Here is a 25817-nt window from a genome sequence, read left to right as displayed (position 1 = left end):
TGGCGCATCCTGACCGCGGCAGCCGCTTGACAAGTTGCAGCCGTGGGATATCTAGGCCGTCGTGACCAGCCCCAGTTCGGCCGGCGACGCCAGCAGTTCGTGCTTGGGCAGCACCCGAACCGTGTAGCCGACGGGACCGGACTGGGTCAGCGGCAGGTGCGCCTCGTACCGGAAGCCGGTGTCCACCACGCCGGTGGCATCCGTTGCCGGCACGAAAACCATGTCGACGGTGGAGATGTCGTGCAGGTGCTCGTTGATGTCCACCCGGCCGGTCACCGATTGCACCTGGACGTCCTCGGGCGCCAGACCGCCGAGGTCGACCTGGGCGCGCAGGGTCATCACGTTGCCGAGCGATGGCTCCGTGCCGATGCCCGAGGTGTCGACGTTGATCACCCGCACACTCGGCCAGGCAGCGCGGATCTGGTCCTTCCAGGCAGCAAGCCCCTTGGCGACCGTCAGGTCTGACGAAACAGCGTGCGAATACACCGACGCAGGTCCGTAGTAGTCGGTGACGTAGTCGCGCACCATTCTGGTCGCCTGCACCCGCGGGCCGAGGTAGGCCAGTGTGTGCCGGACGGTGTCCACCCAGCCGTCCGGTCGGCCGGTCTCGTTGCGCCGGTAGAACAGTGGCGCCACCCGCTTCTCGAGCAGGTCGTACAGCGCGGCGGCCTCCAGGTCGTCCCGGCGGCTCTCGTCTCCGACGCCGTCCGCGGTGGGGATGGTCCAGCCGTCGTGGCCGTCGTAGAGCTCGTCCCACCAGCCGTCGGAAATGGACAGGTTCAGCCCGCCGTTCAGCGCGGCCTTCATGCCGGACGTCCCGGAGGCCTCCTGCGGACGGATCGGGTTGTTCAACCAGACGTCGGCACCCGCGCACAGCACGGAGGCCATGCTCATGTCGTAGTCGGGCAGGAACGCGATGCGGTGCCGGATCGTCGGGTCGTCGGTGAACCGCACCATCTCCTGCATGTACCGCTTGCCGCCGTCATCGGCGGGGTGGGCCTTGCCGGCGATGATGATCTGCACGGGGCGCTCGGGGTCGAGCAGGATCGCCCGCAGCCGGGCGGGATCGCGCAGCATCAGGGTGAGCCGCTTGTAGGTCGAGACCCTTCTGGCGAACCCGATGGTCAGGATTTCCGGGTCGAGAATCGTTTCGGTCCAACCGAGTTCGGCAACGGTCGCGCCGCGCTGCAGGTGCGATCGGCGGACGGTGGCGCGGGCCATCGCGACCAGCCGCTGCCGCAGCTTGTTCCGCAGGTCCCACAGCCGCTCGGCCGAGACAGCGTCCGGCGCAGGCCATTCCGATGCCGACGCAAGGTCCTGCCAGTCGGCCATGTCGCCCGCGACGTCGTACATCTCACGGGCCGCCCAGGTGGGCAGGTGGACGCCGTTGGTGACCGAACCGATCGGGACCTCGTCGGCCTCGAAGCCGGGGTACAGCGGGGCGAACATCCGTCGCGAAACCTCGCCGTGCAGCTTGGCGACGCCGTTGGCCCGCTGTGCCAGCCGGAGCCCCATGTGCGCCATGTTGAACCGGCTGGGATCGTCCTCGGACCCGAGGGCCAGGACCTCGTCGACGACGAGGCCGGGTACGAGCCGGGACATGCCGGCGGAGTCGGCGTCCAGGTAGTGCCGTACCAGGTCGACCGGGAACCGGTCGATGCCCGCGGGGACCGGGGTGTGGGTGGTGAAGACGGTGCCGGCCCGGACGGTGGAGAGCGCCTCGGCGAACGACAGGCCGCTGTCTGCGATCAGCGCACGGATCCGTTCCAGACCGAGGAATCCCGCGTGTCCCTCGTTCATGTGGAACACCTCGGGGAGCGGGTGCCCGGTCACCGCCGCGTACGCCTGCACGGCCCGGACGCCGCCGATGCCGAGCAGGATCTCCTGCTTGATCCGGTGGTCCTGGTCGCCGCCGTAGAGCTTGTCCGTCGTCGCCCGGAGGAAGTCGTCGTTGGTCTCGTTGTCGGCGTCCAGCAGCAGCAGCGGCACGCGGCCGACCTGGGCCACCCAGATCCTCGCCGTCAATTGGCGTCCGCCCGGCATCGGGACGCTGATCGCCAGGTGTTCGCCCTTTCCGTCCAGCACGCGCTCGATCGGCAGGCCCTGCGGGTCGTGCGCGGGGTAGTGCTCCTGCTGCCATCCGTCGGCGGACAGCGACTGCCAGAAGTAGCCGAACCGGTAGAGCAGGCCGACACCGATGATCGGCACACCGAGGTCGGAGGCGGACTTCAGATGGTCACCGGCGAGGATGCCAAGACCCCCGGAGTAGTTGGGCAGCACCTCGGTGACGCCGAACTCCATCGAGAAGTACGCGATGGCGGCCGGCAGTGACTGGCCGATGGTGACCTGATGCTGGTACCACCGCGGGTCCTGCAGGTAATGGTCGAGATCGGCTGCCAGGCCGTGCATCCGGGCAAGGAAGGACTCGTCCCTGGCGAGTTCCTCCAGCCGGGACACCGAGACGGCGCCGAGCAGTTTGAGCGGATCGCCCTCGAACCTGGCCCACAGACCACGGTCGATGTCTGCGAAAAGGTCCTGGCTCGCGGGATGCCAGGACCACCTGAGGTTGCGGATGAGAGCACCGAGCGGGTGCAGCTGCGGCGGCAGTTGCGGTCGGACGGTGAATCGTCGGAGAGCCTTCACGGGAGAAATTTAGCGCCTTCCGGGTGCTATCTCCTACACCAGTGGGCCTGTCGAGCCGAAACGATCGATACCGAACGCGCAGGCGGACTCGATTTAGCATGATCAGGTCCGGTGCTCGCGATCTGTCCACGCCGCCGAACCGAGAGATCATGTTTCCCTGCCGGAGTGCTGCCCAAACGTGGTCGGCGGGGCGTCGGCATCACCGGTACCTTTGGCGCGTGGCCGGCCGACTCGGACTGAATGACCCCGTGCAGCGTCGCCCGTTGTCCTGCTCCGGCCGCCCCTGCATGACGTCATCCGGCGGTCTTCCGTTTACCCCGACGGTGCCCGAGGGAACCCTGCTGCCGTGGCAGTCGCCCTGACGCCATGCTCATCGGTGGACATCGGTGCCGTGTCGAACTGATCGCGGACGTCGAGCCCTCAGGGACCGGCCCGCCGCGGACCGGCGCACACCACCGGCACAGAGTGCAAAACCCAGCGGGACTGAAACCGCAAGAACAGAACGAGAAAGGTGAGCATGTCGCAGATTGACGGGCAGATCACGGTCCAGGAGCCCGCTGCCAGCCGGTACGGGTCTGCACGGCCCATTGCAGGTGGCGAGAACGACCCGGAATGGTACAAACGGGCGGTCTTCTACGAGGTGCTCGTCAGGGCGTTCGCCGATTCGAACGGTGACGGGACCGGGGACCTGCGAGGGCTGATCGACAAGCTCGATTATCTGTCCTGGCTCGGCGTCGACTGCCTGTGGCTGCCGCCGTTCTACGACTCGCCGCTGCGCGACGGCGGATACGACATTTCGGACTACCGCAAGGTTCTGCCGGAGTTCGGCAACGTCGAGGACTTCGTCGCCCTGCTCGACGCTGCCCACGAGCGCGGTATCCGGGTCATCACCGACCTCGTCATGAACCACACCTCCGACGCGCACCGCTGGTTCCAGGAGTCGCGGAACCATCCGGACGGGCCCTACGGCGATTACTACGTCTGGCGCGACGACGACACTGGTTACCCCGACGCGCGGATCATCTTCGTCGACACCGAGCCCAGCAACTGGACCTTCGACCCGGTGCGCAAGCAGTACTTCTGGCACCGGTTCTTCTCGCACCAGCCGGACCTGAACTTCGAGAATCCCGCCGTGGGCGACGAGATGCTCGACATCCTGCGGTTCTGGCTCGATCTCGGCCTCGACGGCTTCCGGCTCGACGCCGTGCCGTACCTGTTCGAGGAGGAGGGCACCAACGGCGAGAACCTGCCCAGGACGCACGACTTCCTCAAGCGCTGCCGCAAGGTGCTGGACACCGAGTACCCGAACGCGATCCTGCTCGCCGAGGCCAATCAGTGGCCGGCCGACGTCGTCGACTACTTCGGCGATCCCGCCGTCGGCGGCGACGAGTGCCACATGTGCTTCCACTTCCCGCTGATGCCGCGGATCTTCATGGCGGCACGCCGCGAGTCCCGCTTCCCGATCTCGGAGATCCTGGCGCAGACGCCCGCCATCCCGGAGACCGGGCAGTGGGGCATCTTCCTGCGCAACCACGACGAGCTGACGCTCGAGATGGTGAGCGACGAGGACCGCGACTACATGTGGAACGAATACGCCAAGGATCCCCGGATGAAGGCGAACATCGGGATCCGCCGCCGGCTGGCGACGCTGCTGGAGAACGACACCAACCAGCAGGAACTGTTCACCGCGATGCTGCTGAGCCTGCCCGGCTCGCCCGTTCTCTACTACGGCGACGAGATCGGCATGGGCGACAACATCTGGCTCGGTGACCGCGACGGGGTGCGCACCCCGATGCAGTGGTCCCCCGACCGCAACGCCGGCTTCTCCCGCTGCGATCCGGCGCGGCTCTACCTGCCGGCCATCATGGACCCGATCTACGGATTCCAGACGGTCAACGTCGAAGCTCAGATGAACTCGACCGCCTCGCTGCTGCACTGGACCCGCCGGATGATCGAGATCCGTAAGCGCTACGCCGCTTTCGCGGTCGGCCAGTTCACCGACCTCGGCGGGTCGAACCCCACCGTGCTGTCCTACACGCTGCACTTCGACGGCGACTCCGGCGGCATCAAGGGCCAGCCGCACACGGTGCTCTGCGTGAACAACCTGTCGCGGTTCCCGCAGCCGGTCGAGCTGGACCTGCGCGATCACGACGGCGCGGTGCCGATCGAGCTCACCGGCCACACGCCGTTCCCGCGGATCGGCCAGCTGCCCTATCTGTTGACGTTGCCAGGACACGGTTTCTACTGGCTGGACATCACCGGCCGCCCGGAGGATATGTGAGCACGCACGACATCGGTGCCCCCGACCACGATCTGGTCCCGCTGCTCGTCGAGCACCTACCGCATCAGCGCTGGTTCTCCGCCAAGGGTCAGCTGCTGGAGCTCGGCGACATCGAGCTCAGCGCCCGGACACCGATTGCCCGCGGCCACCACGGTGCGGACATCGAGCAGGTCCTGTTCACGGTGCGGACGGCGACCGGGCCGCAGCGCTATCAACTCTGGATCGGCTGGACGGACCAACTGTCGGACCAGCTGACGTACGCGACGATCGGCGCCGTCGAGGGGCTGACCGCCTACGACGCTCTCTCCGACACCGCGGTCGCCCGGTTGCTGCTGGAGGCGATCGACGGGCAGCGCGACTTCGGCAACGGCGTACGCGCACGCCGGGAAGCGGACGCGAAGATCGACACCCGCTCCGACGGCCGGGTGATCGGTGCCGAGCAGTCCAACACCTCGCTGGTCTACGGGCACACGGCGATCCTGAAGATGTTCCGCCGGATCGAACCCGGCCCGAACCCCGATGCGGAGATCCACCGCGCGTTGCATGCGGTGGGGTCCACGCACATCGCCCAGCCGCTGGGCGAGATCGTCGGTCCGGTCGACGGCGAGGAGACAACCCTCGGTCTGCTGACCGAGTTCTTCGCCAACAGCGCCGAGGGCTGGGCGATGGCCACCTCGAGCGTGCGGGACCTGATGAGCGAGGGTGACCTGCGTGCCGACGAGGTGGGCGGTGACTTCGCCGCCGAATCGCACCGGCTCGGCGAGGCGGTGGCGGCCGTGCACAACGACCTCGCCCGCGCCTTCGGCACGGTGGACGCCCCGGTCGATGAACTGGTCGGCATCCTGGATCGGATGCGCGCGGACGCCAATGCCGCCGCCGACCTCGTGCCGTCCCTGGCCCAGCACCGGGAGGCGATCACAGCGGCGTTCGGCCGCGCGGCGGACCACGTCGGCGGGATCACCCTGCAGCGCATCCACGGCGACCTGCATCTGGGACAGGTGTTGCGGACCCTGACCGGTTGGAGCGTCATCGACTTCGAGGGCGAACCGGCCAAGCCGCTGGAGTTCCGTCGATCGATGCAGAGCCCGCTCAAGGACGTCGCGGGCATGCTCCGCAGCTTCGACTACGCGGCGCGTGGGCTCGTCGTCAACCCGCACTCGGACGCGCAGCACAAGTACCGGGCGGCCGAATGGGCCGAGCGCAACCGGAAGGCATTCTGCGACGGCTACACGGCGGCCGCCGGAACCGACCCCCGCTCGGCCGGTAGCCTTCTTCGAGCTTTCGAACTGGACAAGGCAATCTACGAAGTCGTCTATGAACACGGACACCGGCCGCTGTGGGAAGCCATCCCGCTGCAGGCCGTCGTCGCCCTCATCAACACCGGAGGTTCATCTTGACCACGAACACCCCCGACCAGCCCTCCGGTACCGAGTCGGCGGCGGCCGGCGGCGACGCCCCGGCCGCGCCTGCCAAGACCACCAGGGCCCGCAAGCCCGCCGCCGCGAAGTCGGGTGACAAGCCGGCCGCGACGCGAAGGACCACCAAGCCGAAGGCCGCTGCCGACGACGCTGCCGAGCCGGCCGCCAAGCCGGCCCGCCGCACGGCTGCTGCGAAGGCCCCCGCTGCGAAAGCCGCTACCGCGAAGGCTCCCGCAACGAAGGCTCCCGCAACAAAGGCTCCGGCCGCGAAGACTCCCGCCGCGAAATCCGAGGCCAAGAAGCCCGCTGCGAAGGCCGTCGCCGGCGGCGCGGTCGACACCCCGCTCGCACCGGAGACCCCGGCGGAGGTGCCGCCGGTCGATCCGACTCCCACCGCGCCGACCGCCCCCGAGCCCGCACAGGGCCCGAGCAACGACGACTACGAGAAGCTCATCGGCGGCGACACCCACAACCCGCACGGCATTCTCGGGGCGCACCCGCAGGGCGACGGCACCACGGTCGTCCGCACGCTGCGGCACCACGCCCAGAACGTGACCCTGCTCCAGGGCGGCAAGGAGGTCCCGTTCGAGAGCACCTACGGGGGCGTCTTCACCGCCGTCATCGACGGGCCGGTCAGCGATTACCGGGTCCGGGTCGACTACGGCCCCGGCGCTGTCTACGAACTCGATGATCCCTACCGCTGGCTGCCGACGCTCGGCGACATGGACCTCTACCTCATCGGTGAGGGCCGGCACGAGAACCTCTGGGACGTCCTCGGCGCGCACGTCAGGTCCTACGACACGCCCGGCGGAGCCGTGACGGGCACGTCCTTCGCCGTCTGGGCGCCGAACGCCCGGGGCGTCCGGGTGACGGGCGATTTCGACCACTGGTCGGGCGCCGGCACCCCGATGCGCTCGCTGGGTTCGTCCGGCGTCTGGGAGCTGTTCGTTCCCGGCGTCGGCGAGGGCACCCGGTACAAGTTCCAGATCCTCGGCCAGGACGGCGTGTGGCGGGAGAAGGCGGACCCGATGGCGTTCGCCGCCGAGGTCCCGCCGGCCACCGCGTCGGTGGTCAGCACCGCGCGGCACGAGTGGAATGACGCGGACTGGATGGCGACCCGCGCGGTGACCGACCAGCTGAGCGGGCCGCTGTCGATCTACGAGATCCACGCCGGTTCTTGGCGGGAGGGCTTGAACTACCGGGAACTCGCCGACGCGCTGATCGAGGAGCTGAGCGACACCGGCTTCACCCACGTCGAGTTCCTGCCGCTGGCGGGCCACCCGTTCGCGCCGTCGTGGGGCTACCAGGTCACCTCGTACTACGCGCCGGACTCCCGGTTCGGGTCGCCGGACGACCTGCGGTACCTGATCGACCGGCTGCACCAGGCAGGCGTCGGCGTGATCATGGACTGGGTGCCGGCGCACTTCCCGAAGGACGAGTGGGCGCTCGGCCGGTTCGACGGGACGTCGCTGTACGAGCATGCCGACCCGCGCCGCGGTGAGCAGCCGGACTGGGGCACCTTCGTGTTCGACTTCGGCCGCCGCGAGGTGCGCAACTTCCTCGTCGCGAACGCGCTCTACTGGCTCGAGCAGTACCACATCGACGGGCTCCGGGTCGATGCAGTCGCATCGATGCTGTACCTGGACTATTCCCGCGAGGACGGCCAGTGGCTGCCGAACATCTACGGCGGCAACGAGAACCTCGACGCTGTCGCGTTTCTCCAAGAGACGAACGCCACGGTGGGCAAGCGGGTCCCCGGCGTGCTGATGATCGCCGAGGAATCAACGGCGTGGCCGGGCGTCACCCGGCCGACGCACCTGGGTGGCCTCGGCTTCCACCTGAAGTGGAACATGGGCTGGATGCACGACAGCCTCGGGTACATCTCGCGGGATCCGATCTACCGGTCGTGGCACCACAACGAGATGACGTTCTCGCTGATGTACGCCTTCTCCGAACAGTTCGTGCTGCCCATCTCCCATGACGAGGTCGTGCACGGGAAGGGCTCGCTCTGGGGCAAGATCCCCGGCGACGAGTGGCAGAAGGCGGCGACGCTGCGCACCTTCCTCGCCCACCAGTGGGCGCACCCCGGAAAGCAGCTGCTGTTCATGGGGCAGGAGCTCGGCAACCCGTGGGAGTGGAACCAGGCGATCCAGCTCCCCTGGCAGTTGCGCGAGTACCCGCTGCACGACGGGATCCGAACCCTGGTCGGTGATCTCAACCGGGTCTACAAGTCGAGCCCGGCGCTGTACACCCAGGACTTCACGCCGGCCGGGTTCACCTGGATCGACGCGAACGACCGCGAGGGCAACGTCCTGGCGTATCTGCGGTGGGGCTCGGACGGATCCGTCGTCGCGTGCATCCTGAACTTCTCGCCGCAGCCGCACAGCGGTTACCGGATCGGCCTGCCGTTCGCCGGCGTCTGGCGGGAAGCGGTGAACACCGATTCCGAGCTCTACGGCGGGTCCGGTGCGGGCAACATGGGAGCCGTGATCGCCTCCGACCACCCGTCCCACGGCCAGCCTGCGTCGGCGACGATCACCGTTCCGCCGCTCGGCGCGCTGTGGCTGGTGCCGGAAACCGGTCAGTAGGCTTGCCGGCGTGAAGCCGGTGGTGCACTGATCGAGCGCGAACAGGGACGCCGACCCGACCGGGTCGGCGTCCCTGCGCTGTCCCCGGACAGTTCTCAGGCAGACAGTTCTCAGGCCGGCAGTTCTCAGGCCGGCAGTTCTCAGGCCGGCAGTGATCAGGCGGGACTTGATCTTGCGGACAGCGATCAGGCGCGCAGTCCAGGTCGGCGCGCTCGGGGAACACGCCCTCGGAGGACCGGGCGCGGCGTCGCCATCACCGTCGCCGTGCTCGCGACGGTCGCCGTCGTGCTCGGCGCTGTCCGGGCCGCTCCGGTGGGGGCGGTCGGCGGCACGCCTGTTGCGGCGGAACGGATCGACGTGTCGCTGCCGTCGGTGCCGGTTCTCGCGGTGTCCGAGTTCGGCGCGCCTGCCGGCGATCCGCCGGCCGGGGATCCCCAGCAGTCCGACGCGAGCCTGCTGACCAGTTCCGCGGACGGGGACCGCACGGTGGCAGCGGTGCTCACCGACCTGCAGGACTTCTGGTCCAGCCAACTGTCGGCGGACGGCGGTCCCGGGTTCCGCCCACCGCTCGGCGGGTACGTGTCGATGGATTCCAGTGCCCCGTCTGGGTCGGCGCTGTGCGTCACGGACCCGTCGCAGATCACCGGCAATGCGTTCTACTGCCCGCAGGGTGACGGCATCGTGTTCGACTCGTCAGCACTGGTGCCGGTGCTCCTGGGCAGCTACGGAACGGCGGGGCTGGCGGCGGCCTTCGCCCATGAGTTCGGCCACGCGGTGCAGGCGCAGGCGGGGCCCACCCAGCAGGACCGGCTCCGCGACCCCGACCGCTACCCGTCCATCGTGATCGAGGCGCAGGCCGACTGCGATGCGGGTGCGTTCCTCGCGGCGGCATCGTCCGGTGCCGCCCAGCGGGTACACGTGCCGCCGTCATCGCTCGTCCGGGCGGTCGCTCCGCTGCTCGACTTCCGCGATCCGGCAACGGTGTCACCGACGGATCCGACCGCCCACGGCCTCGGCCTCGACCGGCTCGGCTTCGTGCTCACCGGCTTCCGGGAGGGTGCTGCGGCCTGCCGCGCCCTGTCATCCGACACCCTCGACCTCACCCTGGGCCGGGCCGGGGTGACCACCAGCCCGCCCTCGACGCTGCCGCGCTTCGACTCGGCGGCCGGCGTACAGGAGGCGGCTCAGGACTCGGTTGCCGGCTTCGTCGACGGGCTCGACGGGCAACCGGCCCTCCGCGCGGCAGCGACGAAGCCCGACCCCGATGACCTGTCGCGGGCCGGCTCGATCGGCCAGTTCGCCGCGGCCGCCGCCGTTGCCCTCGCCGCCGGCCGGTCGATCACCGGAAGCGCAACGGGCGCAGCCTGTTTCACCGGTGCCTGGACCGCGTCGGTGTTCGGCGAGTCCGGTGTCGACGAACTCGGCTCCTGGCCCACCGACGCCGACGAGGCGATGGACCTCATCCGGTCCCGTCCGGGCGCGCAGTTCGACGAACTGGCCGCCTACTCCGCCGGCTTCCACCGGGGCTTCCCCGCCTGCGGCTGATCCCGGGGGTGTCTCGGGCGGCCAGCCGGTGTTGATCGCCCGGGGGTGTCTCGGGCGGTCAACCGGTGTTGATCGCCCGGGGGTGTCTCGGGCGGTCAACCGGTGTTGATCATGGCAAAACCAACACCTGAACCGGCGTGTCGGTGGGCGTGTCGTGTTGGTTTCGCCATGATCAACACGGTGGCACGGGCGTGCGGCACGGGCGTGCGGCACGGGCGTGCGGCAGGGGCGTGCGTGGAGGGTCAGTACAGCGCGGCGGCCAGCGCCCTGCGCGCCTTGATCACCTGCGGGTCGTCCGGCGGGAACAGCGAGAACAGCTCCACCAGGTGCTCTCTCGCGATTGCCCGGTCGTCGCCCGCCGTGCGCCGGACCGCCTCGATCAGCCGGCCGAACGCACCGTCGACATCACCCTCGGCCAGCTGTACGTCGGCGGCGTCACGCTGCGCCTGGACGTTCGACGGATCAGCGTCGGCCAGTGCGACGGCGTCGGGTGTCAGCTTCTCGACCCGGGCCAGCAGGCCGGTCTGGGCGAGCGCCGCCTTCGCATCGGCGTTGCCCGGTTCGACGGCCAGGATCTGCTGGTACGCGAGCTCGGCGGCGGCGTAATCACCTGCTGCCAGCGCCTCCTCGGCCGCAACGAATCGCGGATCCTCCGGCTCCGGCTCGGCCGCTTCCACCACCGTTCCGGCCCGGGCCTCGGCTTCCCGGATCCCGGGCAGCTGGTCGCGCAGGGCATCGAGCAGTCCGGTGATCCAGGCCCGCACCTGCGGTTCGGGCAGTGCCTGGTTGAAGGCGTCGACCGGCTGGCCCTTGGCCAGTGCGACGACCATCGGGATGGACTGAACGCCGAACGCCTGGGCGATGCGCGGGTTGGCGTCGACGTCGACCTTGGCCAGGATCCAGGCCCCGCCGGCCGCCGCGGCCAGTCGTTCCAGGATCGGTGAGAGCTGCTTGCACGGCTCGCACCAGGTCGCCCACAGGTCGATCACCACCGGGACCTCGGCGGAGGCCTGCAGGATCGAGCCGAAGGTGGCCTCGTCGACGTCGACGACGAACGGCGAGCGGGGGGTGGCATCGGCGGGTGCACCGTTGGCCGCACCGGCGGGCTGGCCGGCGGGCGCGGTTGCCCGATTCTTCAAGGCGGATAGGTCAATGGCACCGGCAAAGGCCGCTGGCATCGCGGCGGCCTGTTGCCGTGGGTCCGGACGGCTCATGCTCTCCATCTTCACATGTGCGGACGACCGCCCCGCGCCGCCCTGCGGAACCGGCGGCGGTCAGGGGCGGCTGTCAGGGGCGGCTGTCAGGGGCGGCGGTCAGAGGCGGCGGTCAGGGGCGAGGTGCGAGGACCCGATCGATGAGCCTGAAGACTGCCAGCAGCACGGCGGCCACCGCCAGGACGAACAGCGTGTTACGCAGGGCCACCTCGAGGCCGACCTCGTCCACGTCGAGGAAGGGGTACGGGTACCAGTCCACCAGCGCGCCGCGCACGAACGTGTAGACGATCCAGGCGATCGGCCAGACCAGCGACCAGGCGATCGTCGTGCGATCGATGCGCGGCCGCGGGCCGAACAGCAGCCAGCCGAGCAGCGTTGCCCAGGGAGCGATGTAGTGGAATCCGATGGTGGCGACGAGCTGCCATCCGGTCGGGTGCACGTAGTGGATCAGGATCAGGTCGAACACCAACCCGGTGACGGTGATGCCCAGCAGCGCGTCCAGCCGGAGAACCCGCCAGAACCGGCCGTCGCGCCGCGGATCGACGACGAGTGTCGCGGCGACGACCAATACCAGCAGGTTGCTCTGGATGGTGAAGAAGCTGACCGTCTGGATCAGTCTGGTGCCGATGCCGACCGACGCGACGGTGTCGCCGGTGTTGGGATCCGGTCCGCCGGTGAAGATCAGCCACAGCTGGATGACCAGGGCCACGATCACGTCGATGACGATGATCGCATTCCAGATCCGCGCCGCCCTGACGGTCCGCGACCGCGGGTCCGCCGGCTCCGTGGTCGTGCCTGTCATGGGGACTGCCTGTCATGAGATCGCTGGACCGCGCATGACCGGTACGACTTGCTATCGGCGGACGGACGCGCCCGCCGTGTCGGCGGTGATCCGATCTAACAGCACCGCCGCTCGGTGCGCGGGACGGGAAAGCCCTCAGATGCGCGCGGGCTCGGTGTAGGTGCCCCAGACGCCGCGCAGCGCATCGCAGATCTCACCCAGGGTGGCCTCCGCTCGGGCGGCAGCCAGCATCGCGGGAACCATGTTGCCGGTTCCGAGCGCCACCGCGGTCAGTTCGTCGAGCGCGGCAGTCACGGCGGCGCCGTCGCGTTCGGCCCGCCGGCGGGCCAGCAGTGCGTTCTGCTGGGTCTCGACATCGCCGGAGATGCGCAGGATCTCGAGATCCTCGCCGATCCCGCCGACCAGGGTGTTGACCCCGACGACCTTTTTCTCGCCCTTCTCCACCGCGATCGTGTAGGCGAACGAGGCATCGGCGATCTCGCCGGTGAAGTAGCCGTCCTCGATGCCGCGCAGGATGCCGCTGGTCATCACGCCGACCGGGTGCCGTCCCGACGGAACGGCCAGCGCGGCGAGATCCTTGATCCGGTCGAAGATCTGCTCGGCCTCCGCCTCCATCCGGTCGGTCAGCGCCTCGACATACCAACTGCCGCCCAGTGGATCGGCGACGTTGATCACCCCGGTTTCCTCCATGATCACCTGCTGGGTGCGGAGGGCGATCTGCGCCGACTTCTCGCTGGGCAGCGCGAGCACCTCGTCCAGCGCGTTCGTGTGCAGGGAGTTCGTACCGCCCAGGACAGCGGCGAGCGCCTCGACGGCCGTCCGGGTGACGTTGTTGTCCGGCTGCTGGGCGGTCAGTGAGACGCCCGCGGTCTGGGTGTGGAACCGCAGCCACTGCGCCCGGGAATCGGTGGCGCCGTAGACATCCCGCATCCACCGCGCCCAGATCCGCCGGGCCGCCCTGAACTTGGCGATCTCCTCGAAGAAGTCGACGTGCGCGTCGAAGAAGAAGCTCAGCCCGGGGGCGAACCTGTTGACGTCCATCCCGCGGGACAGCCCCAGCTCGGCATAGCCGAAGCCGTCGGCGAGGGTGTACGCGAGTTCCTGCGCGGCGGTGGAACCGGCCTCCCTGATGTGATAGCCGGACACCGAAACCGGCTTGTAGTCAGGCATCTGGTCCGTGCAGTACTCGATCAGGTCGCCGATCAGCCGCAGGTGCGGCTCGGGAGGGAAGATCCACTCCTTCTGCGCGATGTATTCCTTGAAGATGTCGGTCTGCAGCGTGCCGTTGAGCCGGCGGATGGCGGCGTCCGCGCCGCCCTGCCGTTCGGCGGCGACCAGGTACATGCAGAACACCGGAACCGCGGGACCGGACACCGTCATCGAGGTGGTGACCTCACCGAGGTCGATGCCGTCGAACAGCGTCTCCATGTCGGCAGCGGAGTCGATGGCCACCCCGCAGTGACCGACCTCACCGAGCGACCGGGGGTCGTCGGAGTCCCGGCCCATCAAGGTTGGCATGTCGAAGGCGACACTCAGGCCGTGGCCGCCCTCGCCCAGGATCATCTTGTACCGCTCGTTGGTGTCGACCGCGTTGCCGAACCCGGCGAACTGCCGGATGGTCCATGGTTTTCCGCGGTATCCCGTGGCGTGCAGGCCGCGGGTGAAGGGGAACTCCCCCGGCCAGCCGATCCGGTCGAAATCCGCGATGACGTCACCGTCTGCCGGGCCGTACACCGGATCGACGGTCAACCCGGACAGCGTGGTGTAGTCGATGTCCCGGACCCGGCCGGCTGCTTCGGCCGCCTCGAAGCGCTGTTCCCACCGCTTGCGACCAGCCGCAATGCTCGACTGCACCGCCTTGTCGTCGGACATGACGCCACCTCTCCACGACGGGTCACCGCGACCCGACGTCAGGATATCCGATAGTAGGAGATCCGACTATCGGAGCGTTCTGTCCCGATCGGGCCGCGCGATTCGAACCGGTGTGCCCTTGCTACGGTGCTGGAATGAGTCCGAACGTCACGGCCCCGGCGTTGCCTTTCGACCCGATCGCCAGGGCGGCGAAGACGTGGGAGGACCGGATCGGTCCCAGCACCGCCATGTCCGCGGTCACCAACATCATGCGGGTGCAACAGATCCTGCAGGCCACGGTCGACGAGAGGCTCAAACCGCACGGCCTGTCCTTCGCCCGCTACGAGGCCCTGGTGCTGCTGTCCTTCTCGCAGCGAGGCTCACTTCCGATGCGGCTGATGGGCGAGCGGCTCCAGCTGCACCCGACCTCGATCACCAACATCGTCGACCGGCTGGAATCCGACGGGCTGGCCCGCCGGCTCCCGCACCCGAGCGATCGGCGCACCACCCTGGTCGAACTGACCGACGCCGGCCGCGAGCGGCTGACCAGCGCCACCGCGGCCGTCACGGCCGCCGATTTCGGCTTCGTCGGGCTGGACGACCAGGAACTCGGCCAGCTGTCGGTGCTGCTGACGAAGGTCCGCCGGGCCGCCGGCGACTTCGCCTGACCGGCAGCGACTTCGCCTGACCGGCAGCGACTTCGCCTGACCGGCAGCGAGTTCGGCTGACCGCACAAGCGATCAGGCGGTGTCCCAGCGGAACACCCTCGTCGCGATCGCGGTGATCGCGACGGCGAATCCCAGCAGGATGACGATCGGCAACAGCGCCGCCGACGGTCCCTCGCCGCGCACCATCACGTCCTTCATGCCCTCCACCAGGTAGCCCATCGGCAGGAACTTGGACACCGTGAGCATCCACTGCGGGGCGGCGTCGAGCGGGATGAAGGCGCCGGAGAGAAACGCCATCGGCAGGATGATCAGATTCGCCAAGCCGCTGCCGCCCTCGGCCGTCTTCGCCACCGCACCCACCAGCAGCCCGACCGCCAGGAATGCCAGGGTGCCGGCAATCACCAGTGGCACCGCCATGTACCAGGCCCCGTTGAGCTGCAGCCCGAGGAACGGCAGCATGGCAATCCCGACGAACAGCATCAGCTGGCAGACGGCCACCGCGATCGATACCGAGACCCTCGAGCCGACCACGGTCGACGTGGAGACGGGGGCCAGCCGCAGCCGGCGGAGCAGCTTCTTCTCGCGCCAGGTGATCAGCGTGAGCGCCGCACCGAACACCGCTCCCACGGCGATCCCGTAGCCGATCATCCCCGGCGCGATGTACTGGATGGGCTGCAACGACTGGTCCTCGACCTGCCCGGTCTGCAGTGCGTAGGTGGGCGGAGCCCCGGAGACCGCGACGTTGGCCTGGTCCACGAAGGCGGAGAACACACCCTGGACCGAGGCAGCGATGGCCGGCTGGGCGGCGGAGACGTCCAGCCGCAGGGTGTCTCCCTGCTGGGTGAGGGCCGCTGCCGCGTCACCCTTCTGCACCTGCTCCAGCGCGGCGTCCATGGTGGTGCCGGGGACCAGTTCGACGGCCCCGTCGAGGCCGGCCCTGGCCTCCCCGGGCAACTGGTCGATCAGCGGCACCGCGCCGACCTCGACCACGATCGGCCTGGCCGCCTCGCCGCCGGAAAAAATCGCGCCGAAGATGATGATGAAGAACAGCGGGAACAGGATGGCGAAGAACAGGCTGACCTTGTCCCGGTAGAAGCCCTTCAGCATCGCGGTCGACAGGCTCGAGAACGGCCTCATATCCGGTACTCCCGCCCGGTGAGCTCCAGGAACACGTCCTCGAGCGTCGCGCCGCGCACCTGGAGCCCGGTCAGTGCATCGGCGTCGGCCAGCGCGGCCAGTACCGGAGCGGGCCGGCGGGTCGCGATGACGGTGGACAGCTGCTCGCTGCTCGCCTCGTCCACACCGTCGATCGCCCGGGCGGCTTCCACCGTCACGGCGCCCGCGTCGATCGAGATCCGGACCGGGGCGTCGAGGTCGCGCACCAGTGCGGCGGGGCTTCCCATCTTCAGGATCCTGCCGTTGTCCATGATCGCGACCCGGTCGCACAGCTCCTCGGCCTCATCCATCGAGTGGGTGGTCAGCACCACCGTCTTGCCCCGTTCGTTGATGGCCCGCAACACTTCCCACAGGTTGCGCTTCGCCTGCGGGTCGAGCGGTCCGGTCGGTTCGTCGAGGAAGACCATCTCCGGGTCGTGGATCAGCGCGCAGGCGATCGACAGCCGTTGCGCCTGGCCACCGGACAGCTTCTCGGCCGGTGTGCGCGCCTTGTCGGTCAGCGCGACGAGCTCCAGCATCTCGTCGACCCTGCGTCCCGGCACGCCGTACAGCGCCGCGAAGGTCTCCAGTTGCTCCCTGGTGGTGAGCCGCTCGAAGAAGGCCGTCGCCTGCAGTTGGACACCCAATCGCTGCAGCAGGACCGGGTTTCGCGGCCACACGGGCTGGCCGAGAACGGTGACGCTGCCCGAATCCGCCTCCCGCAGGCCCTCGATGATCTCCAGCAGCGTCGTCTTGCCGGCGCCGTTGGGTCCGAGGATCCCGAAGAATTCGCCGTGCCCGACGGTCAATGAGACGTTGTCGACCGCGGTCAGTGATCCGTACCGCTTCACGACGTCGGTGACGACGATGGTGTCCGTCATGCCTTGAACGCTAGCCCTGTGAAGGATCAGACCCTTTGCCGGCCAACCAGTCCAACACCGTTCCGGCGGCATGATGATGGTCACAGTCCCCGGCGGCGACGATCGAGGCGGCCCTCGCCAGCTGTTCCCGGCCGTGAGCCGATGCCAGCATCGCGTCGACCCGCTCGAGAACGACTGCGTGGACGGCCATTTCGGCCCGTTGGAGCTGCCGGGCGACCGCTCCCCCACTGCGGTGCAAGCTCTCCCGGTGATCGCCGATCGCCGCCAGCACCTCGTCGACCCCGGTTCCGGACGATGCCGTTGTCGACAACACCGGCGCCCGCCACTGGCCCGGACCGGCAACGCCGGAGCGGCCCAGCGCGACCATCCCTTTCAGGTCCCGGACGGTGGCGGTCGCCCCCGCGTGGTCGGACTTGTTGACGACGAGGATGTCGGCGATCTCCAGGATTCCCGCCTTCGCCGCCTGGATGCCGTCGCCCATTCCCGGGGCGAGCACCACCAGCACCGAGTCGGCCAGCCGCATGACGGCGATCTCGTTCTGCCCGACGCCCACCGTCTCGACCAGCACCTCGTCGAACCCGATGCAGGAGAACAGATCCGCCGCCGCCGGGGCCGCCGCCGACAGACCACCGAGCTCACCACGGCTGGACATCGAGCGGATGTACACACCGCTGTCCGTGCTGTGGTCGGCCATCCGGACCCGGTCGCCGAGCAGCGCGCCCCCACTGAACGGGCTGGACGGGTCGACGGCCAGTACGGCAACGCGCCGGCCGGCGGCCCGGTAGCGGGTGATCATCGCCGTCGTCAGGGTTGATTTGCCGACCCCGGGAGGCCCGGTGACGCCGGTGATCATCGCCCCGCGTCGTCGCCCGACAAGCGCGCCGGCGACCTCGGCCGCGCGCCGCCCGCCGCCCTCGATCCGGCTGAGCAGCCGGGCGATGGCCCGCACCGACCCGCCGTCCGCGGCCTTCAGCAGATCCTCGGTGGACGGCCCGGCGGCGCCTGCCGGGCCGGCGACAGAGCGGGCAGACATGCGAGGAAACCTAACCCACAGTCGGGCTACGGTGGCTCGATGAGCGTCGACGAACAGACCACCCTGCCGGGGTCCGGCATCTCCATCACCGCGATCGATCACGTCGGAATCGCCGTTCCCGACCTGGCGGCCGCCATCGAGTTCCACACCACCGTGCTGGGCGGCAGGCTGGCCCACCAGGAGCGCAACGAGGAACAGGGCGTCGAGGAGGCGATGATCGCCTACGGCGACGGGGCGCAGGTCCAGCTGCTCGCCCCGCTGACCGGCGACTCGACCATCGGCCGTTTCCTCGAACGCAACGGCCCTGGCCTGCAGCAGCTCGCATACCGGGTCACCGACGTCCGGCAGGCCGCGCAGGATGCCAGGGCGGCCGGCGTACGGACCCTGTACGACGAGCCGCGCCGGGGCACCGGCGGGTCGTCGATCAACTTCCTGCACCCGAAGGACACCGGCGGCGTGCTGGTCGAACTCGTACAGCCGCCGGCGGCGCACTGAATCGGTGTTGTTGCGCTGAGTCGGGCGTGCCGAGTGGGACGATAGGCCCATGAGTTCCAATGAGTGGCTGCCTGCCCAGGTCCCTTTCGATGTCGTCCGCCGCGGCTTCGCGCCCGACCAGGTCACCGCGCATCTGGAACGGCTGGAGTACGACCTGCGGATCGCCACCGCGAACGGTGACGCGACGAACCAGCGGCTGGCCGAGGTGACGGCTCAACTGCAGGCCGCGCACGGCGAGGTGGATCAGCTGCGCACCCAGCTCGACAACCTCGCCAAGGAACCGGTCTCGATGACCGGCTTGTCGAACCGCATGCAGCGGATGATCCGGCTGGCCGAGGAAGAGGCCGCCGAGATCCGGGCACGCGCCAATGCCGACGCGGAAAAGGTGACCGCCGCTGCGTCGGCGATGACGGCGGCGACCGCCGCCGAACGGGACCGGTTCGACGCCGAGCGGGAACGCACCCGCCGCCAGCTCGCCGACCAGGTCCGCGAGATGCTGTCCGAGGCAACCACGGAAGCAGAGAACACCCGGGCCGCAGCTGCGGCCGAGTCACAGGCCGCGCTGGCCGCGGCGACCGCTGAGGCGGAGCGCCTGCTGCTGGACGCCACCGAGGAGTCGCGCGCAACCCTGACTGCCGCCCGGGACGAGGCTGCCGCGACGGTGACGGCCGCCCGCAACGAGTCGAATGCAACGCTGACCGCCGCCCGGAACGAGGCAACCGCGACGCTGACGGCGGCACGGGCAGAGGCCGAGCACACCCTCACCTCCGCGCGGGACACCGCCGAGACGTTGACCGCCGCCGCCACTGCGGAGCGCGAGCGGCTCGACGCCGAGGGCACCGCCCGCCGCAAGGCGATCGACGAGGACTTCGAAATCGCCATGAGCTCGCGCCGGGCAGAGGCCCATCAGCGGCTCACCGAGCGTGAGGAGATCTCCGTCGCGGACGCGAAGCAGCGGGTTGCCGAGGCGACCGCCGAGGCCAAGGCCCGGGTCCGGGAGGCGACCGAGCAGGCCGCGGAGCTGGTCAGGCGGGCGGCGGCGGAATCGCACCAGCGGGTCGCCGAGGCGGATGCCGCCGTCGGGGAGCTGACAGCGCTGCGCGGGCATGTTCTCGACCAGCTCGCGTCCTTGCGCGATCACCTCGCGCAGGTGGACCAGCTGGCGGCGACCGCACCGACCCTGCTCGACCCGCCGGCCAGCGAGTCGTCCCGCCCGGTGACGTCCGACTTCCCCGTCGACCCGAAGGAGCGCCCGACCGGCCTTCCGGACGGCTACGACAAGGCGCCGGGGCCGTGGGACGAGGTGACCGTCGAGTCCGTGCGCGCCGATCTCGGGCGGCCGCAGTCCGGTCAGGGCCGGCAGTCGGGCGACCGCAGCGGCGCCAACACCACCGACGAGTCGAACGATCCTGCGATGCAGGCACTGTCGGAGCAGTTCGACGGCAGCTCCGATGTGCCACGTGATGTCTCGGAGTCGGACACGGACACCTTCCCGCGGGTCACCGACACCCCAGGGTTCGACACCCCAGGAGTCGACGCAGCGGGATCGCAGGCGGAGGCCACGGTCCCGGCTCAGCAACGCAAGGGGATGCGGGCCTTCGCGGAACGCGCCATCGGCGGCCGCTGACAGCGACAGCAGTGGTGAGACAGCGGCCCGGCGGGTGTTTCCCGCCGGGCCGCTGTCGTCACACCCGGTCGCCCGCCGACACCACGGCGAAGATCTCGGTGGCCTGCTCCAGGTAGCGGTTGGCCGTCAAGCGGGCGGCGACCAACAGCGTGACGACGCCGACAGCTGGCCCGAGGACGAGTGCCACCCAGCCCCAAACCGGGCTGACGGTCAGCGACAGCACCGCGGCCACCGCAGCGGGCAGTGCGATCAGCAGACCTCCGCCGATCACCCCGAAGCTCGCCGCCGCGGTGCGTCCCTTCTGGCCGGGGACGCTGGACGCGAACAGCGACTTGCGGCTCTGCGGCATCGCGTACGGCACCGCCGCCGAGAGGTAGCTGGCCGCGGCGAGCCCGCCGAGCAGGGCACCAAGACAGCCGCCCAGGGCGGCCGGAACCTTGTCATAGTCGTCGTAGAAGATCGCGAGCGCCGCGATGGAAACGACGACGACCCCGATACCGGGGATCAGCACGGTGATCGCATGGCCGAGCACCTCACCCCGGGCCCTGGTCCGGTCGGTGATCGTCTGCAGGTGCAGCCACAGCCCCGAACCCTCCACGCCGTATTGGTTCGCCGCCTGCGAGCCGCAGAGAATCGCGCCGAACGCCACCGCGAACACCGCGCCCGGGCCGCGCACCACCAGGAACGGCCAGACGATCGTGAGCACGGCCAGCATCAGCCACGGCATCCTTCGCATCGGATCGCGCCACGCCAGTCGGCGGTCGCGACCGGCCACCACCCGCATCGTGCCGTTCACCCCGACCCCGACGGCGGTGTCGTCCGGTCCGCCGCCGGCCGGCGACGAACCGGCGGTGGTGGACGGGACCGTGGTGAGGCTCTTGTCCAGGGCCACCGACCACCACCACCATGAGAGGGCCAGTCCCGCCAGCGCGATCGCCGCAGAGAGTGCGGCGCGCCCCCATTCCCCGGCCCCGACCTGACCGGGCAGGGAGGCCAACGCACCGGGCGGCGTCCACTGGAGCACGGCGGCCGCCCGCTGGATGCCGCCTTGCAGGGCGCTGCCGTCACCGGGGTTGTTGACCACCGCGATGAAGGCCAGATACAGCACGAAGACCAGCAATCCCACACCCATGCCCAGGTCACGCCCACGCCTGCTGGACATCAGCGCGGACATCGAGGTGGACGCGGCGCGGGACAGGATCACGCACAACAGCAGCTGGACCGCCGCGCAGACAAGCGCCACCGGCAACACCGACCATGGAACGCCGATGCCGATGGCGGCGCCGATCAGCACGATCACGTTGGCCGCAGGGAAATACCCGATGAGCGAGCTGACCAGCAGGCCGCGCTGCAAAGTCTGAGACCTGATGGGCAGCAAGGCGAATCGCGCCGGATCGACCGTCTCGTCCACCCCGAAGGCCACCAGCGGGGTCAGTACCCAGCCGATCAGCTGCACGGTGAACAGCGTGACGACGATCGGCACGGCGTACTCGGGTACGGCCCGCAGCGAGGCCAGACCGAACGCCATCAACCCGAGGAAGGCGACCAGCACCACCAGCAGGATGACCATTCCGATCTTGGTCCCGCCACGGCTTGCCCGTATCCGGCTGGTGACCAGCCGCCATTTCAGGCCGGCGAAGACCCCAACCACGACAGGCCCCCCTCCTGGACGTCGGATGCGCCGACAAGGTGCATGAAGGCGTCGTCCAGGCTGGGCGCGTCGCCCCTGACCGCGGCGAGCTCGCCCGCCGCGATGATCCGGCCCTTGGCCATCACCGCGACGTGCGTACACAGACCTTCCACCAGCGCCATCACGTGGGAGGAGAACACCACGGTGCCGCCGCCATGGGTGTAGCGGCCCAGGACGTTGCGGATGATCCTGGCGGACACGGGGTCCACGGCCTCGAGCGGTTCGTCCAACAGCAGGACTGCCGGCGAGTGCAGCAGCGCGGCGGCCAGGGTGATCTTCTTGCGCATACCGGTCGAGTAGTCGGCGACGAGCTTGTTGCCTGCATCGGCAAGGTCCAGCACCGCGATCAGCTCGGTTGCCCTGGCCTTGACCACGTCGGCCGACATCCCGCGCAGGCGTCCGAGGTAGCTGAGCAGTTCCGGTCCGGACAGCCGCTCGAACAACCGGAGCCCGTCCGGCAGCACGCCCATCCGCGCCTTCGCGGCGGCAGGGTCGGTCCACACGTCGACCCCGGCCACCACCACGCGTCCGGCGTCCGGCCGGAGCAGCCCGGTGACCATCGACAGCGTTGTCGTCTTGCCGGCACCGTTCGGGCCGACCAGACCGAAGAACGAGCCGGCAGGCACGTCGAGATCGATGTGGTCGACGGCGATCCGGTCCCCGAAGGCCTTGGTGAGGCCGCGGAGCGCGAGCGCCTGGCCGGCCACCGACCGGACCAGGTCCCCGGCGCCGGGATAGGAGGGCAGTGGTGTCGACGCCATTGGCGTTACGGACAGCGGATTGTCGTTGCTCATGGTCATCGTTTTCCCATGGGCAATACCCTCCCATACGGGGCGGACAGGGTCTCAGAACTGCCGACCGAGCCACCCCGTCAGCGCCAGGGTGAAGCCGTCGGGGTCCTCCGCCGGGCTCAGGTGGCCGGCGTCCGGGAGCTGGACCAGTTCGGCTCCCGGGACGGCCGCCGCCATCGCGCGGGCCTCGTCCGGTGGCGTCACCGTGTCGTGCTCACCGACCACCACCAGGACGGGGACATCGGCAGCGGCCAGCACGTCCGTCGAGTCCGGCCGGGCGGCCATCGCGCGCTGAGCCCAGCCGACCGTGGGCGCCGGCACCCCTGCCGCGATCGAGGCGAGCGTTTCCCGCACGGGAGCGGCCGCGCCCTTGGCGATCAGCGGTCCGACAGCGTCGAGCCCGGAGCTGATCTCCCCCTCGTCGGCCCGTTCGGCCGCCGCCCGCCGCCGCTCGAGGGCCGCGCCGTCGTCGGCGCCGCTGCGGGTATCGACCAGGACCAGTCCGGCAACCCGATCCGGATGCGCGCGCAACATGGCGAGCGCGACGTAGCCGCCCATCGAGACACCGCCGACGATCGCCCGCTCGATCCCCTGGTCATCAAGGGCCGCCACCACGTCCTCGGCGAGCAGTGCGAGATCCGGGTCCGGCGGCGGATCGCCCAGTGCCGGGCCGGAGCCGAACCCGCGCAGGTCCGGGGTCAGCAGGTCGGCGTGCTCCGCCACCCCAGCACGGATCGGGTCGAACATCCGGGAATCGAGCGGGAAGGCGTGCAGGAGAACGAGAGGAGGCGTCACGCAGCAGATAGTGCCACCTGGGGTCGGCGGGCAAACATGCCGTGACAGACGGGTTCGTCAGGTGACCGGGACGAACAGCGTGAGCAGCGCCCAGCTGACCACCGCGGACGGCAGCAGCGAGTCCATCCGGTCCATCACCCCGCCGTGCCCGGGCAGCAGGTTGCCCATGTCCTTGACGCCCAGGTCGCGCTTGATCAGGGACTCGGTGAGGTCACCGGCCGTCGCGACCACGGCGACGGCGGCACCGGTGATCAGTCCCTTCCACCATTGCCCGTCCAGCAGCAGCCACACGGTGAGCGCCCCACCCAGCATCGCTGCGGCGGTCGATCCGGCGAACCCTTCCCACGACTTCTTGGGCGAGATCGTCGGTGCCATCGGGTGTTTGCCGAACAGCACGCCGGCCGCGTAGCCCCCGGTGTCGGAGCAGACCACCATGATCAGAAACGTGATGATCCGGCCGGCGCCGTCCGTGGGCACCAGCATCAGCGTCGCGAAGGTCGCGAACAACCCCAGGTACACGACGGTGAACACCGACGCGGCAAGGTCGGCGAGATATCCGGCCGCACCCTTGCCGAAGCGCCACACCATGCAGACCAGGGCGGTCAGGGCGACGCCGATACCCTGCGCGGCCTGCCCGTACGGCCAGGCGAGCGCCACCATCGCGGCCGAACCGACGGTGACCGGCAACCAGCTGAGCTGGATGCCGCGGGCCCGGGACAGGGTGCCCCGCAATTCCCAGATGGACGCCGAGACAGCCGCCACGATGATCAGGATGAAGGTGGCCCGGTAGGTCAGCAGGCTGGTGATGGCGAGCGCGCCGAGCACCAGCCCGACACCGATGGCGCGTGGCAGATCACGGCCCGCCCTGGACGCGGCGCGGCTAGCGGTGGGCGCTGCGGATGCCCCCGATTCGACCGGCTCGTCGCTCGGCTCGCCAGATCTGGGGGAATCCATCAGACCTCGAGCAGCTCGGCTTCCTTGTGCTTGACCAACTCGTCGATCTGCGCGACGTACTGGTCGGTCAGCGACTGCAATTCCTTCTCGGCGCGGTTCACGTCGTCCTCGCCGGCCTCGCCGTCCTTGGACAGCTTGTCCAGGGTGTCCTTCGCCTTGCGGCGGATGTTCCGGATGGAGACCTTCGCCTCCTCGCCCTTGTGCCGGGCGGTCTTGCCGAGTTCGCGCCGGCGCTGCTCGGTGAGCTGCGGGAACACCACCCGGATGACGATCCCGTCGGTTCCCGGGTTGACCCCGAGATCGGAGTCCCGGATTGCCTTCTCGATGGCCTGCAGCTGGCCGGCGTCATACGGCTTGATGACCGCCATCCTGGCTTCCGGAATGTTGATGGTGGCCATCTGGGTCAGCGGGGTCGGCGCACCGTAGTAGTCGATGACCACCCGACCGAACATGTTGGGATTGGCCCGGCCGGTCCGCAGCGTCGCCAGGTCGTCCTTGGCGACGGAGACCGCCTTCTCCATCTTTTCTTCGGCGTCGAAGAGTGTCTCGTCAATCATGTCGTCGTGCGCCTTTCCGAATCCCCACGCGGCGGGGTGTACACCAGGGTGCCGATGGCGGCCCCACGGACAGCTTTCCCGATGTTGCCGTTGGTCAGCAGGTTGAAGACGATGATCGGCATGTCATTGTCCATGCAGAGGCTGAACGCCGTCGCGTCGGCGACCTGCAGACCGCGTTCGAGCACCTCGCGGTGGGTGATCTCGGTGAACATCTTCGCGTCCGGCACGACCCTGGGGTCCGCGTCGTAGACGCCGTCGACGGCCTTCGCCATCAGCACGACCTCGGCGCCGATCTCCAGCGCACGCTGGGCGGCCGTCGTGTCGGTGGAGAAGTACGGCATCCCGACGCCGGCCCCGAAGATCACCACACGACCCTTCTCCAGGTGTCGTACGGCACGCCGCGGAATGTACGGCTCGGCGACCTGTCCCATCGTGATGGCGGTCTGCACACGGGTGTCGATGTGGTGCTCGCGCTCCAGAAAGTCCTGCAGCGCAAGACAGTTCATCACTGTGCCGAGCATGCCCATGTAGTCCGCACGAGCACGGTCCATACCGCGTTCGTGCAGTTCGGCGCCACGGAAGAAGTTCCCGCCGCCGATCACCACGGCGACCTGCACGCCGTCGGCGGCCACCTCGGCGATCTGGTCGGCAACGGTCGACACGACGTCGGGGTCCACCCCCACCTCACCGCCGCCGAACATCTCGCCGCCCAGCTTCAGCACGACCCGTCGAAAGGGACGCCGCGGCTGTTCCCGTGCCATTCAGTCCCCGCCCTCGGTCGTTGCTGTCGGATCCTGCGCTGTACCGACCCTAGAGTCAGCCGTCACCG

At 69.4% G+C, this 25817-nt stretch carries 20 protein-coding genes; 7 read left to right on the top strand and 13 right to left on the bottom strand.

Annotation, left to right across the window (positions count from 1 at the left end; translation table 11 throughout):
- Window positions 1–51 precede the first annotated feature (51 nt).
- Entirely contained in the window at window positions 52–2643 is a 2592-nt protein-coding gene (glgP, locus tag ACVBEQ_RS08500) for an alpha-glucan family phosphorylase (RefSeq protein ID WP_447152874.1), read from the bottom strand.
- 517 nt (window positions 2644–3160) lie between these two features.
- On the opposite strand from glgP, the gene treS reads away from it, so the two are divergent.
- The 4 genes from treS to ACVBEQ_RS08480 all read left to right on the top strand — a co-directional run bounded on the left by treS (window position 3161) and on the right by ACVBEQ_RS08480 (window position 10475).
- Window positions 3161–4924, top strand: coding sequence for a maltose alpha-D-glucosyltransferase (treS, locus tag ACVBEQ_RS08495; protein ID WP_447152873.1), 1764 nt, complete (start codon window positions 3161–3163; stop codon window positions 4922–4924).
- On the top strand, window positions 4921–6321 hold the full coding sequence (locus ACVBEQ_RS08490) for a maltokinase N-terminal cap-like domain-containing protein (RefSeq protein WP_447152872.1): 1401 nt from the start codon (window positions 4921–4923) through the stop codon (window positions 6319–6321). The genes treS and ACVBEQ_RS08490 overlap by 4 nt, the downstream gene beginning before the upstream one ends.
- Before the next feature lie 389 nt (window positions 6322–6710).
- Window positions 6711–8930, top strand: coding sequence for a 1,4-alpha-glucan branching protein GlgB (gene glgB / locus ACVBEQ_RS08485; RefSeq protein WP_447152894.1), 2220 nt, complete (start codon window positions 6711–6713; stop codon window positions 8928–8930).
- Between the two features lie 264 nt (window positions 8931–9194).
- Window positions 9195–10475, top strand: a complete 1281-nt coding sequence (locus ACVBEQ_RS08480; protein ID WP_447152871.1) for a neutral zinc metallopeptidase — start codon at window positions 9195–9197, stop codon at window positions 10473–10475.
- Between the two features lie 242 nt (window positions 10476–10717).
- Here ACVBEQ_RS08480 and ACVBEQ_RS08475 read toward each other — a convergent pair whose 3' ends face one another.
- The 3 genes from ACVBEQ_RS08475 to ACVBEQ_RS08465 form a co-directional block, all read right to left on the bottom strand.
- Window positions 10718–11689 (bottom strand): tetratricopeptide repeat protein, encoded by a 972-nt coding sequence (locus tag ACVBEQ_RS08475; protein WP_447152870.1) that lies wholly within the window; start codon window positions 11687–11689, stop codon window positions 10718–10720.
- A gap of 112 nt (window positions 11690–11801) precedes the next feature.
- Window positions 11802–12491, bottom strand: coding sequence for a Pr6Pr family membrane protein (locus ACVBEQ_RS08470; RefSeq protein WP_447152869.1), 690 nt, complete (start codon window positions 12489–12491; stop codon window positions 11802–11804).
- 135 nt (window positions 12492–12626) lie between these two features.
- Complete coding sequence (locus tag ACVBEQ_RS08465) at window positions 12627–14363, bottom strand: acyl-CoA mutase large subunit family protein (RefSeq protein WP_447152868.1); 1737 nt, start codon at window positions 14361–14363, stop codon at window positions 12627–12629.
- Between the two features lie 134 nt (window positions 14364–14497).
- Here ACVBEQ_RS08465 and ACVBEQ_RS08460 point away from each other — a divergent pair, with 134 nt between their 5' ends.
- Entirely contained in the window at window positions 14498–15010 is a 513-nt protein-coding gene (locus ACVBEQ_RS08460) for a MarR family winged helix-turn-helix transcriptional regulator (RefSeq protein WP_447152867.1), read from the top strand.
- Between the two features lie 72 nt (window positions 15011–15082).
- On the opposite strand, the gene ACVBEQ_RS08455 is transcribed toward ACVBEQ_RS08460, so the two are convergent.
- The 3 genes from ACVBEQ_RS08455 to meaB are packed head-to-tail and all read right to left on the bottom strand — an operon-like array spanning window position 15083 to window position 18079.
- Window positions 15083–16147, bottom strand: coding sequence for an ABC transporter permease (locus ACVBEQ_RS08455; protein ID WP_447152866.1), 1065 nt, complete (start codon window positions 16145–16147; stop codon window positions 15083–15085).
- Window positions 16144–17046: an ABC transporter ATP-binding protein gene (locus ACVBEQ_RS08450; protein WP_447152865.1), complete on the bottom strand. Its 903-nt coding sequence runs from the start codon at window positions 17044–17046 to the stop codon at window positions 16144–16146. Before ACVBEQ_RS08450 ends, ACVBEQ_RS08455 begins: the two co-directional genes overlap by 4 nt.
- Window positions 17047–17056: 10 nt before the next feature.
- The gene (gene meaB / locus ACVBEQ_RS08445) at window positions 17057–18079 is read right to left on the bottom strand and encodes a methylmalonyl Co-A mutase-associated GTPase MeaB (RefSeq protein WP_447152864.1); all 1023 of its coding nucleotides are present in this window, start codon (window positions 18077–18079) and stop codon (window positions 17057–17059) included.
- A 39-nt stretch (window positions 18080–18118) separates the two neighbouring features.
- Here meaB and mce point away from each other — a divergent pair, with 39 nt between their 5' ends.
- Together mce and ACVBEQ_RS08435 are read left to right on the top strand one after the other, a co-directional pair.
- Window positions 18119–18574, top strand: coding sequence for a methylmalonyl-CoA epimerase (gene mce / locus ACVBEQ_RS08440; RefSeq protein WP_447152863.1), 456 nt, complete (start codon window positions 18119–18121; stop codon window positions 18572–18574).
- 49 nt (window positions 18575–18623) lie between these two features.
- Window positions 18624–20201, top strand: coding sequence for a coiled-coil domain-containing protein (locus ACVBEQ_RS08435; protein ID WP_447152862.1), 1578 nt, complete (start codon window positions 18624–18626; stop codon window positions 20199–20201).
- Window positions 20202–20259: 58 nt separating this feature from the next.
- Here the strand turns inward: ACVBEQ_RS08435 and ACVBEQ_RS08430 are convergent, their stop codons facing one another.
- Genes ACVBEQ_RS08430 through pyrH form a run of 6 tightly spaced genes read right to left on the bottom strand, consistent with a single transcriptional unit; the run spans window position 20260 to window position 25749 of the window.
- On the bottom strand, window positions 20260–21852 hold the full coding sequence (locus ACVBEQ_RS08430; RefSeq protein ID WP_447152861.1) for a hypothetical protein: 1593 nt from the start codon (window positions 21850–21852) through the stop codon (window positions 20260–20262).
- Complete coding sequence (locus ACVBEQ_RS08425) at window positions 21828–22685, bottom strand: ABC transporter ATP-binding protein (RefSeq protein WP_447152860.1); 858 nt, start codon at window positions 22683–22685, stop codon at window positions 21828–21830. The genes ACVBEQ_RS08430 and ACVBEQ_RS08425 overlap by 25 nt, the downstream gene beginning before the upstream one ends.
- A gap of 51 nt (window positions 22686–22736) precedes the next feature.
- Window positions 22737–23477, bottom strand: a complete 741-nt coding sequence (locus tag ACVBEQ_RS08420) for an alpha/beta fold hydrolase (RefSeq protein WP_447152859.1) — start codon at window positions 23475–23477, stop codon at window positions 22737–22739.
- Window positions 23478–23534: 57 nt separating this feature from the next.
- Entirely contained in the window at window positions 23535–24431 is an 897-nt protein-coding gene (locus ACVBEQ_RS08415; protein ID WP_447152858.1) for a phosphatidate cytidylyltransferase, read from the bottom strand.
- Window positions 24431–24988: a ribosome recycling factor gene (gene frr / locus ACVBEQ_RS08410; protein WP_447152857.1), complete on the bottom strand. Its 558-nt coding sequence runs from the start codon at window positions 24986–24988 to the stop codon at window positions 24431–24433. Before frr ends, ACVBEQ_RS08415 begins: the two co-directional genes overlap by 1 nt.
- Entirely contained in the window at window positions 24985–25749 is a 765-nt protein-coding gene (gene pyrH / locus ACVBEQ_RS08405; RefSeq protein WP_447152856.1) for a UMP kinase, read from the bottom strand. Before pyrH ends, frr begins: the two co-directional genes overlap by 4 nt.
- Window positions 25750–25817: the final 68 nt, after the last annotated feature.

This window comes from Nakamurella sp. GG22 (assembly GCF_052976845.2).
The sequence above is the reverse complement of the archived record's forward strand: the minus strand, read 5'-3'. Positions and strand labels throughout refer to the sequence as shown.

Coding starts and splice junctions, on each gene's coding strand:
- frr (WP_447152857.1), bottom strand. CDS start 24,988: ATGATTGACGAGACACTCTTCGACGCCGAAGAAAAGATGGAGAAGGCG.
- ACVBEQ_RS08425 (WP_447152860.1), bottom strand. CDS start 22,685: ATGAGCAACGACAATCCGCTGTCCGTAACGCCAATGGCGTCGACACCA.
- ACVBEQ_RS08465 (WP_447152868.1), bottom strand. CDS start 14,363: ATGTCCGACGACAAGGCGGTGCAGTCGAGCATTGCGGCTGGTCGCAAG.
- ACVBEQ_RS08415 (WP_447152858.1), bottom strand. CDS start 24,431: ATGGATTCCCCCAGATCTGGCGAGCCGAGCGACGAGCCGGTCGAATCG.
- ACVBEQ_RS08455 (WP_447152866.1), bottom strand. CDS start 16,147: ATGAGGCCGTTCTCGAGCCTGTCGACCGCGATGCTGAAGGGCTTCTAC.
- mce (WP_447152863.1), top strand. CDS start 18,119: ATGAGCGTCGACGAACAGACCACCCTGCCGGGGTCCGGCATCTCCATC.
- pyrH (WP_447152856.1), bottom strand. CDS start 25,749: ATGGCACGGGAACAGCCGCGGCGTCCCTTTCGACGGGTCGTGCTGAAG.
- meaB (WP_447152864.1), bottom strand. CDS start 18,079: ATGTCTGCCCGCTCTGTCGCCGGCCCGGCAGGCGCCGCCGGGCCGTCC.
- ACVBEQ_RS08460 (WP_447152867.1), top strand. CDS start 14,498: ATGAGTCCGAACGTCACGGCCCCGGCGTTGCCTTTCGACCCGATCGCC.
- ACVBEQ_RS08450 (WP_447152865.1), bottom strand. CDS start 17,046: ATGACGGACACCATCGTCGTCACCGACGTCGTGAAGCGGTACGGATCA.
- ACVBEQ_RS08435 (WP_447152862.1), top strand. CDS start 18,624: ATGAGTTCCAATGAGTGGCTGCCTGCCCAGGTCCCTTTCGATGTCGTC.
- ACVBEQ_RS08470 (WP_447152869.1), bottom strand. CDS start 12,491: ATGACAGGCACGACCACGGAGCCGGCGGACCCGCGGTCGCGGACCGTC.
- treS (WP_447152873.1), top strand. CDS start 3,161: ATGTCGCAGATTGACGGGCAGATCACGGTCCAGGAGCCCGCTGCCAGC.
- ACVBEQ_RS08475 (WP_447152870.1), bottom strand. CDS start 11,689: ATGAGCCGTCCGGACCCACGGCAACAGGCCGCCGCGATGCCAGCGGCC.